The following is a 9,965-nucleotide window of genomic DNA, read 5'->3' as shown; positions in this document are numbered from 1 at the left end:
ACTGAGGGATAACCGCTCCCATGCTCCCGATGAAGTAAGAAGCAAATGTCGAGACTTGTCTAGTATTTGTGTAGCAGTTTATACTTTGGTTCGCTTAAGTGTACGAAACTTTAGAAATAATTAACCTCAACCTTTGAAACTATGTCACTGTATGACGAAGACACCTTTGTGGTGTTAGAAACAAACCAGCCAGAGCAGTTTTTGACTGCGGCGGAACTGTTAGAAAAGCTGAAAGCCGTGTTAGCCGAGGAACACGAAGATTTGCCGCAGGAGGTGGATAAAATATCTGGCGTGGAAGCTCAAGCCAAGTATTTAATTGATACTTATTGTGAATTAGATGTCGGGTATGGAAAATTTTTGCAGTGGTATGCAGTGCGCTTGGAAAAGTAATTTTGGGCATCGCGCATTGGGCATCTGGCATCGGGCATCGGGCATCGGGAATCGGGCATCGGGAATCGGGCATCGGGAATCGGGCATCGGGAATCGGGCATCGGGCATGGAGAATTGGTTATTAGAACCAACAAGTAACAAATACCAAATAACAGGTAACAAATAGCAAATAGCAAATAGCAAATAACAACCAACAAATAACTTATGCCCTATGCCCTATGCCCCATGCCCCATGCCCAATTCCCAATTCCCAATTCCCAATGGTTAATCTTCTAACTGTTGAACCGATGATACTTCTACTGCGGTAACATCGATCGTACCGGGCGGTGTCAAGCGACTAAAATGACCTTCCTCTATTTGCAGAGGTTCGCCGCAGTTGGCACACTGAAACTGAGTTTGATTTAAAGCTGTAAATTCGTATTGACAAACTGGACACTTATCTTCAATTAAATTGCGTTTCAGCCACCACTGAAGCGCGAAAAATGCGACCACAGGTGTCAGCAACAAAAAAGCTACTACAATCAACACTGATTTAACTACCCAACCCAAACCAATTGACACCAACAAACACGCGATGCCCAGCAGTATCAGCCAATTACTAATACGGGGTAGCTTGAAAGATATTTTGGGGCTGCCTTGGTTCACGGTGGTCTCCTTGGGTGTCTTTGCAGGTAGGCATAACTGCTACATAAGATTGACATAAAGCGGACAAGACTGACATCTCGGACACTTAAAACTTATTTCCTGTGTCTGCGTAGGGAGTCGGCTCCTTACTACTCAACAGGCGTTAATTCAGGACTAGCCATCCTTACTCGATCTTTTGGGACTGATGCTAAATTAATCGCAGCATTCAAGTCTCGATGACAATTGTTACCGCAAGACTCACAAACAAACATTCGCGCTTGAAGTGGCATCGGTTGAACGTGGCTGCAGCTTGAGCAAGTTTTAGATGAGGGATACCATCTATCTACCAGTTCGACAACAGTGCCGTAAATGGGAGATTTATAAGTGAGAAAGCGTCGAAATTCATAAAATCCTGAGTCTACTACTGAAGAAGCCAGTTTGTGATTGGCCACCATCCCAGAAACATTTAAATCTTCGATGCGGATGTGAGCATACTTCTGACTGATTTCTGTCGTTGTTTTCTGCAAGAAATCTCGTCGCCCCTGAGCAATATCGGCGTGTTGTTTAGCCTGATTGCGATAAAATTTCTGAGCGTTTTTCGAGGCTTCAATCCCAAGTTTTCTATTGCCTAATTGCTTGTTTCGATTGCGGTACTGTAGTTTCCCTAGCTTGATTTTCGCTTTTTTTAGGGAATTTGGCAGTTGGTATACCGTACCGTCACTCAAGGTGGCAAAGGTGGAAACTCCTAAATCTATGCCTGTCGGTTCGCATACTTCATGATACAAAGGGGGGATTCTGTCAGCTTTTATTGTAAAACTGACATACCATTTTTCGGCCCTACGGCTGATGGTAAATGTTTGAGAGCAACAGTTGTACCCGATAGATTCTTTCAGGCGAAACGTTCCCAATGTGGGAATTTTTATCCGATTTCCAGCTCTCAGAAATATTGGCCCATTGCTGCTGTCTACGGTAAAGGAGTCCCCGCCTTTCTTGCGTTTGAAATTAGGAAAGCCACTGACCCCGTTAAAAAAGCGTTCTAGGGCGCTATTGAAGGCCCGGAAAGCATTTTGATAAACGCGAGATGATAAAGTGTTAGTCCATTGATATTCTGGTTGTTTTTTGATGAAGTTTGTGAAGGTTTTTTTGATGAGGGCAATTTTTCGAGTACGGCTAACTTTGATATCCATCACGCCCAAGTAAAGGGTACGAGCCAAGTTATAGCAAAACCGAGCGTAACCGGCGTGTCGCGCCATCCTTGTACGTTCTGAATTGTTGAGTTTGAGTTCTAGCTTTAGGGCGTACATAGGCTGGGGAGAGAGTCAGGACTGCCTTCTTCGGATACTAATTTTACCAGTCGCAGCCCACAAAAGACAAGAAAACGGTGTTTTTTTGTCCAATATGTCTTTAATGTCACCAAAAGTATACGAAACTGCCGTTTAGTATCACCTCTATCCTACTCACAAATTCAGGCTGTCGATCGAGTTAATTTTCCCATTGTACACCCAGAAACCGCTCTCTACGGCATAAGCTTATCTGAGTCAGAGGGTTGAAAAATTCCTAGTAATGATTGACAAAGGGATTCAACACTAAATCTTGCGAGGGTTTGTTCCCTCAACCAGTGGCGATCGCACCTTTTATCCTCCCCTCGCAGCATTTCCACACAAGCAACCGCTACTGCTGCTGAATCTCGGTGGGGAACTCGCCATCCCAGTTTACCATCTTGCAGCGGATCGGCTGACCCGTCTGCGTCCCCCGCGAGTACGGGTACTCCGCAAGCCAGCGCTTCCAAATAAACTATACCGAACCCTTCCTGGGAGGGCATTACATAAGCATCGGCCAACTGGTAATGTGCTGCTAAATTTTCTGTCGGTACAAAACCCGCAAATATTACTCTTTCGGTAACTCCCAAGTCATCAGCGAGTTTGGCTAATCTAGATCGATCGTCTCCTCTGCCAATAACTAAGTATTTCACATTCGGAAAAGTTTCGGCTATTTGCGGCAAAGCTTGAATTGTGACATCGACGCCTTTGTAAATATCGCTCGATCGCAATCTGGCTACAGTCATCAATATTTTAGCACCAACCAAATTGTACTGCTCTAATAAATCCTGTGGCTTGTGCCGAGTCGTAAATATATTTACATCTACCGTACAAGGCACTATTTGGAACTTTTCAGGATTTAATTGGTTAATTTTGCAAGTGCGGTCGCGCGTGTACCTGCTAATAGTCCAAATACTGTCAGCTTTACTCATTGCTGTTTGATATTTGGGCCCAAGCGGTTCCCACACTTCCTTGCCGTAAGTTAAAATTGTGTAGGGAATTCCCAAGGGTTGGCACAGAATTTGAATTAGCGGTGCGAGTTTGATGTGACCGCAAAAAACCCGCTGCGGTCGTTTTTGCAGCAAGCGAGTTAGTAATACTGTAGCAAAATTAAGACGACCAAACCAGAGATTCTCGGTTTTGAGATAATAAAATTTCAGATTTCTTGACTCGTAAGGATTGTTGCATTCTTCGGAATCTCGCAACAGCAAAACTTCAGCTTGTGGCGGCGAGGTCGTGTTTGCGGTTATGGACAGGTAAGCTTTGAAAATGTCTTTAACGTAGGATTGTATGCCGCCTTCGCTGGCAAATATTTCTAGGAAACAGAATAGGTGATTTGTCGATCGCATCTCAGATTTAGGCATTGACAGCGCAGACAATTATTGCAGTATAGTAGTGATTTTGCCAATCCGGGCGATCGCCATTATCCAGAGCTTTTAAACCATGTCAAGAGGATTGTAGTTGCAGGTTTTACAGGAAAATATTTGACTCGCCTACTCTCACCGTTAGTTTTGAGCGAAGCTCTGCTTTTTAACTAGGGCTTTTTAACGGGCTGCATGGGTGAGCGCGAGGCTTTGGTTGCATTTTACTACGATCTACCGTTATTAACTGTAAACTTAATGATTTTTTACAATATCCTACCCAAGCAAAATTTAAGATTTATGGAGTTGCTGCGGGGCGTTCGACCCGACGGCGGATTAGCAGATCGGTGGCGATATAGGCTCTCGCATCTTTAGTTTTTGCTAAAAGTTTTGTCTATCCAAAGATAGATATCGAGCCAGTATTGAACTGTTATCATCAGCAAATATAGAGAGTTAAATTTAATATGACTCTGCCAGGTTTTAAACACAATTTCTGAAAAATTTTGTCGAAAATATTCTCCTAAAATTTTCTCAGATACTGCTCAAATTAATGCTCATAAAGCATTTAAAAAAAATCAAGCCTCGTTGATTTTTTGCAGGGAGGACAGAGACTGGATATTCGTATATTGTCTGTTCGCAAAAGCAGTCTAACGAGCCGAGCCAGAAAGTTTTACGAGAAGAAAAGAAACAAGGTTTTGTACAATCATGTACGAAGAAAAGCCTGTCACCTAAAAAATTAGGTATTCGAGCTTAAACCTGACCAAAGCTAATGTTAGGTGGGCAACGTCATATTTACGAGCGACTCTCTCCAAACGATCCTTCATTGGAGTTTGAGGTGAAACGAGTAACGATCGCACTCAGTCTTTTTAGTCTACTCAGCAGCACTCTGGCAAGTTGCGCCGCAGCTTCCCAGAACGCTCAAAACAGCACGGAAAAAAGCAACTCTGAACTTTCATCAGTTGCTGTAGCAGTCCGTGACCTCGGCAATCCATTCTTCGTACAAGTTGGCAAGGGTGCTGAGGCCGCAGCCAAGAAAATCGGCGGTGCAAACGTGAGGACAACTCTCGTTTCCAGCGGCGACGATTTAAATCAGCAATTTAATCAAATCGAAAACTTTATTGCCTCTAATGTCAGCATGATTGTACTCAATGCTGCTGACACCAAAGGCATTGCCCCGGTTGTCGAAAAAGCCAAGCAAGCCGGAATTCCGATAATTGCAGTTGATACCGCCGCCGAGGGAGGCGTTGATGCCACAGTTACTTCAAATAACGTGCAAGCTGGCGAAGTAAGCTGTCAATATATAGCCGATCGCTTGAAAGGAAAAGGCAGCGTTGTGATTATCAACGGGCCTCCCGTCGCTTCAGTGGTCGAGCGAGTTCAGGGTTGCCAGAGTGTGCTCTCCAAATATCCCGATCTCAAAGTTCTTTCCAAAGATCAGAACGCTGAAGGCAGCCGCGATGGCGGGTTGAGAGTTATGAGCGATTTGCTTACTTCCTTCCCAAAAATTGATGCGGTTTTTGCAATTAATGACCCCTGTGCCATTGGTGCAGAATTAGCAGCCAAACAGGCACAAAGAAGCGAGTTCTTTATTGTTGGAGTCGATGGTGCACCTGAAGCTTTAGATGCCCTCAAGCAGAACAACAGTTTATTTGTGGCTACAGCAGCTCAAGATCCATTTCGCATGGCAGCGAAGGCAGTTGAAGTCGGGAACGACATTCGGAAAGGGAAAAAGCCAGCCAATCCAAACATTCTGATTCCAGTCGCGCTGATTACTCGCGAAAACGTCAATCAACATAAAGGCTGGACAAGTGAGTGACCATTAGTGCCAAGTTAAGACTAAAACCCTTGAGGAATCTCGTTTTTACCCGAGTCTAGATCCCCCTAAATCCCCCTGGTTGTTGGGGAGTAGGGGTTGACTTTGATCGGAATCTTGTCCCCCCCTTCGTAGGGGCGGTGCCCCCGTGCCCGCCCTTGGGGGGGCTAGGGGGGATCTAAGTTTAATAGTCAAGCAGATTTTCTTACGGTATTTACGATGGTAAATAGCACTAAAAATTCAATCCAAACTAAGCCCGTCCTCGAAATGCAAGGTATTAAAAAAACCTTTAACGGTTTTATAGCCTTGCACGATGTAAATATCACCGTTTACCCAGGCGAAGTCCACGCCCTCATGGGGGAAAACGGTGCGGGCAAAAGTACGCTGATGAAAATTCTGGCGGGAGCCTACATAGCCGATGCAGGCGAAATCAGAATTGACGGCGAAGCTGTTAAGATGACAGACCCCGCTCAAGCCAGAGATTTAGGGATAGCAATTATTTATCAAGAACTCAATCTCGCCCCCAATCTGACAGTTGCTGAAAACATTTTTATGGGCAGCGAGATCAAGAAAGGAGGTACATTTCTAGACCAAGATGAAATGCGGCGCAAGGCATCTGAGGTCTTGAAAAACCTCGATGCAAATTTTGAGGCTGGAGACCTGGTTTCGACACTTTCAATTGCCGAACAGCAGCAAGTGGAAATAGCTAGAGCGCTAAAAGATAAAAGCCGAATTTTAGTGATGGACGAGCCGACGGCAGCGCTTTCAGACCGCGAAACAGATAAGCTTTTTGAAGTGGTTCGCCGCTTGCGGAATGAGGGCATTGCTATTATTTATATCAGCCACAGAATGGCAGAAATTTATGCCCTTGCCGATCGCGTGAGCGTCATCCGAGATGGCGGGTATATTGGCTCTCTTGAAAAGCACGAAATTTCTGCCAATCGCCTGGTGGAAATGATGGTGGGTCGTTCTTTACAGGATTTGTACGAAAACAAGCATCAAATAACACCGGGTGCTGTTGTTCTTGAGGTAACAAATTTAAGCGACGGCCGCAAAGTAAAGCCGACCACTTTTCAAATTCATGCGGGCGAAATTCTGGGTTTAGCTGGTTTAGTTGGCGCCGGCAGAACAGAACTTGCCCGCCTAATTTTTGGTGCAGATCGGAAGGTAAGCGGTGAAATAAAACTGGAAGGTCGTCCTCTCAATGTCTCGACACCCGATGAAGGAATGGCCGCCGGAATTGCTTACGTGCCAGAAGATCGCAAGGCTCTCGGACTATTTTTGGAGGCAAGTTCGGGTGAGAATATCACCATGAATGTCCTCGATCGAGAAGCAAAAGCTGGCATTATTAACTCAAATTTTCTGTTGAAAGTTGTCAATGATGCTATTAATAATTTGCAGATTCGCCTTGCAAGTCCGAGCATCAGGGCAATGGATCTGTCTGGGGGAAATCAGCAGAAGTTGCTGCTAGCGCGTTGGTTGGCTATCAACCCAAAGGTGCTTTTGCTAGATGAACCGACGCGGGGTGTGGACATTGGCGCAAAAAGCGAAATTTATCGAATTATTAGCGATTTGGCAGCCAAAGGTGTAGCTATTTTGATGATTTCCAGCGAATTGCCGGAAATTGTGGGAATGAGCGATCGCGTCTTAGTGATGCGAGCAGGAAGCCTCGTCGGTGAAGTAGGCGGATCGACTGGGGAAGCAATTACGCAAGAAAACATTATGGCTTATGCCACTGGTGCAAAAGAGGTAGTAAAATCATGAGTCAAACCCAAACAAAAACCAGCAGAAATTCAGGGAGCGATCGCCAAAAAGGCAGTAAAGCTCAAGCTTGGAGAAATTTTATCCAAGTAGCCGGTATCCTGCCGATTTTGGTTGGTATCTGTATCATTTTTTCCCTGGTAACGCCCAACTTTCTTTCAGTAGGAAATTTGATCAATGTCATCCGGCAAGCATCGATCAATATTGTCCTAGCTACCGGCATGACTTTTGTGATTTTGACGGGCGGAATTGACCTTTCAGTAGGGTCAATTTTGGGCGTGACTGCAGTTGTCGGGGTGCTGGTTTCCTTAGTTCCAGGTCTCGGTTGGTTTGCAGTACCGGCTGCCTTAATAGCCGGAGTCTTTTTGGGATTGCTTAACGGCTCGCTAGTTGCCTATTTAGGTTTGCCTCCGTTCATCGTCACCCTCGGTTCTTACACAGCTTTGCGGGGAGTTGCTTATTTAGTCGCTAACGGCACTACCGTTATCAATAGAAATCTGAATTTTGCTTGGGTAGGTAACAATTATGTCGGCCCAATTCCCTGGTTGGTTATTATCGCTTTCCTTGCAGTTCTAGCGAGTTGGTTTGTCTTGCGGCGGACTGTTCTCGGAAGGCATATTTATGCCGTGGGAGGCAACATTCGGGCAGCACGATTGACAGGTATTAAGGTGAGTCGCGTGCTGTTATTTGTCTATGGCGTGAGTGGGTTGCTTTCTGGTTTAGGTGGAATTATGAGCGCGTCCCGTCTCTACAGTGCGACGGGGATGTTGGGGCAAGGCTACGAATTAGATGCGATCGCTGCTGTAATTTTGGGAGGAACGAGTTTTACAGGTGGAATTGGCACTATTTGGGGTACTTTGCTGGGGGCTTTAATTATTGCCCTGCTCAACAATGGACTAACTCTCATGAATGTGTCTTTCTTCTGGCAGTTAGTTGTGAAAGGTCTGGTGATAATTATCGCAGTGACTATTGACAAAGTTCGCACAGGTTCAAGCGCAGCGTAGGGGAAGCCAACCCCCCCCTGCCCCCCCAAGGGGGAAAAGGAAGAAGGAAGTTCGGCAAAGGATTCTGTAACGAATTTAACGGATGTAACTGAGATATTGCACCTTTCTCAATTACTTGTTTAGGAACGGGCTCTCCGGCCCGTTCCACAAAGAGTGAATTTTTTTGTGGAACGGGCCGGAGAGCCCGTTCTTGAGAATGATGCAATATCGGTTTTTATGTGGAGCTTTGTCCTATGCACATCCACCATTTTCCTCCCCTGATTATTGCTTTTATACTGGGAACACCTGCTGTATTTCTACTAACATCATCCCCAACTTTTGCGGTTCCAATTGATAGATTAGTTGCTCATGAACCGTTAAATACCTTGACAGAAAAACCCTTCGCGCAGGTGAATTCTGTGTCTCAACTCTCGGATGTAAAACCTACTGACTGGGCGTTTCAGGCGCTGCAATCTTTAGTAGAACGCTACGGCTGCATTGTCGGTTATCCCGATGGAACTTACAGAGGAAACCGGGCGCTGACGCGGTACGAATTTGCCGCAGGATTGAATAGCTGTCTCGATCGAGTCAGCGAACTAATTGCCGCAGGAACAACCAACCAGATTACTGGGGAAGATTTAGCGATCGTCCAAAAACTGCAAGAAGAATTTGCAACAGAATTATCGGTGTTGCGGGGTCGAGTCGATGCTCTCGATGCACGCACAGCCGAACTAGAAGCGAATCAGTTCTCGACTACGACGAAGCTGAATGCGGAAATTATCGTGGTGGTAACAGATACCCCTCTACCGCCGGGGAGGTGGCGGTGCTGCTGCCAACTGGACGATCGTCAAAAACCTCACCCTGACTGTGGGCTATGTAGGCGGAAATCCCAATCTCTCGCAGCAAAGTAACGGTTTATTCAACGGTTCATACAATGCTCTGGTTCAGCTTGCCTACCGGAGCGATCGCGGAGCAATTGGCGTAGCCTATTCTCGTACCTTTGCACCAAGCGGTAAAGCCGATCTCACAGGCGGTACGGGCAGTTTTCTGGCTGCGCGACCGTTTGGGGACAATATTGCTACATCCAGCGATTCTGTAGGCGTACAAGGATTCTACCGCCTTGCTCCCCGGTTGCAAGTTCACGGTTGGGGCGTTTATACTCGCGCCAATGCAGAAAATTCTGGTGTTAGCAGCGTTTCTGATGGTAGAGGTGGCGTGGTTTTGCTAAATGTTGACGGTGACGATCGCGCCGATATTGTGTATGCAGCGATCGGGATAAGTTTCCCAGATGTGGGAGGTGAAGGCAACCTACCCGGTATTTTGGTCGGTTTACCAGGTCGCGTGACGAGCAGTAATGTCCGCCGCGAGCGAGATACTTCCTATCACATTGAAGCCTTCTATCGCTTTCAGGTCAACGACAACATTTCCATCACCCCTGCTGCTTGGGTCGTTGTTAATCCTGAGAATGACAGCCGCAACGAAACTCAATGGGTTTGGTTGCTTCGCACTGGCTTTAACTTTTAACCGGAAAGATATTTTACTAACCTAGTCCAGGACGCAAAAACCCAGTTTCTTAACGTAATTGCCTCATTTGAGACGATAATCGCGAGAAACCGGGTTTTTTAGACTGATAGTGCATCCAGGGCTTCATATCGTTTGCGGTGGCATCGGAATAATAAAATCGAGTCAACAGTTAACACTCAACCATTCAGTT

The 9,965-nt window shown here is 45.9% G+C and carries 9 protein-coding genes and 1 pseudogene; 7 read left to right on the top strand and 3 right to left on the bottom strand.

Going from position 1 to position 9,965, the window contains the following annotated elements:
- The first annotated feature begins 141 nt into the window (after positions 1–141).
- Together QUB35_RS25350 and QUB35_RS25345 are read left to right on the top strand one after the other, a co-directional pair.
- Complete coding sequence (locus QUB35_RS25350) at positions 142–390, top strand: chlororespiratory reduction protein 7 (RefSeq protein ID WP_333144430.1); 249 nt, start codon at positions 142–144, stop codon at positions 388–390.
- Complete coding sequence (locus tag QUB35_RS25345; protein WP_333144432.1) at positions 347–556, top strand: hypothetical protein; 210 nt, start codon at positions 347–349, stop codon at positions 554–556. The genes QUB35_RS25350 and QUB35_RS25345 overlap by 44 nt, the downstream gene beginning before the upstream one ends.
- A gap of 98 nt (positions 557–654) precedes the next feature.
- On the opposite strand, the gene QUB35_RS25340 is transcribed toward QUB35_RS25345, so the two are convergent.
- The 3 genes from QUB35_RS25340 to QUB35_RS25330 all read right to left on the bottom strand — a co-directional run bounded on the left by QUB35_RS25340 (position 655) and on the right by QUB35_RS25330 (position 3,697).
- Complete coding sequence (locus QUB35_RS25340) at positions 655–1,035, bottom strand: hypothetical protein (RefSeq protein ID WP_333105913.1); 381 nt, start codon at positions 1,033–1,035, stop codon at positions 655–657.
- A 128-nt stretch (positions 1,036–1,163) separates the two neighbouring features.
- Positions 1,164–2,318 carry a transposase gene (locus tag QUB35_RS25335; protein ID WP_333144429.1) on the bottom strand — a complete coding sequence of 385 codons (1,155 nt, stop codon included), beginning with the start codon at positions 2,316–2,318 and terminating at the stop codon, positions 1,164–1,166.
- Between the two features lie 212 nt (positions 2,319–2,530).
- The gene (locus QUB35_RS25330; RefSeq protein ID WP_333144428.1) at positions 2,531–3,697 is read right to left on the bottom strand and encodes a glycosyltransferase family 4 protein; all 1,167 of its coding nucleotides are present in this window, start codon (positions 3,695–3,697) and stop codon (positions 2,531–2,533) included.
- A 766-nt stretch (positions 3,698–4,463) separates the two neighbouring features.
- Between QUB35_RS25330 and QUB35_RS25325 the strand changes: the two genes are divergently transcribed.
- The 5 genes and pseudogenes from QUB35_RS25325 to QUB35_RS25305 all read left to right on the top strand — a co-directional run bounded on the left by QUB35_RS25325 (position 4,464) and on the right by QUB35_RS25305 (position 9,775).
- Positions 4,464–5,510 (top strand): ABC transporter substrate-binding protein, encoded by a 1,047-nt coding sequence (locus tag QUB35_RS25325; RefSeq protein WP_333144427.1) that lies wholly within the window; start codon positions 4,464–4,466, stop codon positions 5,508–5,510.
- Positions 5,511–5,726: 216 nt separating this feature from the next.
- A complete protein-coding gene (locus QUB35_RS25320) occupies positions 5,727–7,271 on the top strand; it encodes a sugar ABC transporter ATP-binding protein (RefSeq protein WP_333144426.1) in 1,545 nt (514 codons plus the stop codon).
- A complete protein-coding gene (locus QUB35_RS25315; RefSeq protein WP_333144425.1) occupies positions 7,268–8,272 on the top strand; it encodes an ABC transporter permease subunit in 1,005 nt (334 codons plus the stop codon). Before QUB35_RS25320 ends, QUB35_RS25315 begins: the two co-directional genes overlap by 4 nt.
- A 233-nt stretch (positions 8,273–8,505) precedes the next feature.
- Positions 8,506–9,051 (top strand): annotated as a pseudogene (locus QUB35_RS25310) (iron uptake porin); the annotation flags it as partial.
- Positions 9,047–9,775 (top strand): iron uptake porin, encoded by a 729-nt coding sequence (locus tag QUB35_RS25305; protein WP_333144431.1) that lies wholly within the window; start codon positions 9,047–9,049, stop codon positions 9,773–9,775. The pseudogene QUB35_RS25310 and the gene QUB35_RS25305, both read left to right, overlap by 5 nt.
- Positions 9,776–9,965 lie beyond the last annotated feature (190 nt).

Source organism: Microcoleus sp. B13-B6 (assembly GCF_036705405.1).
Classification (GTDB): domain Bacteria; phylum Cyanobacteriota; class Cyanobacteriia; order Cyanobacteriales; family Microcoleaceae; genus Microcoleus.
The sequence above is the reverse complement of the archived record's forward strand: the minus strand, read 5'-3'. Positions and strand labels throughout refer to the sequence as shown.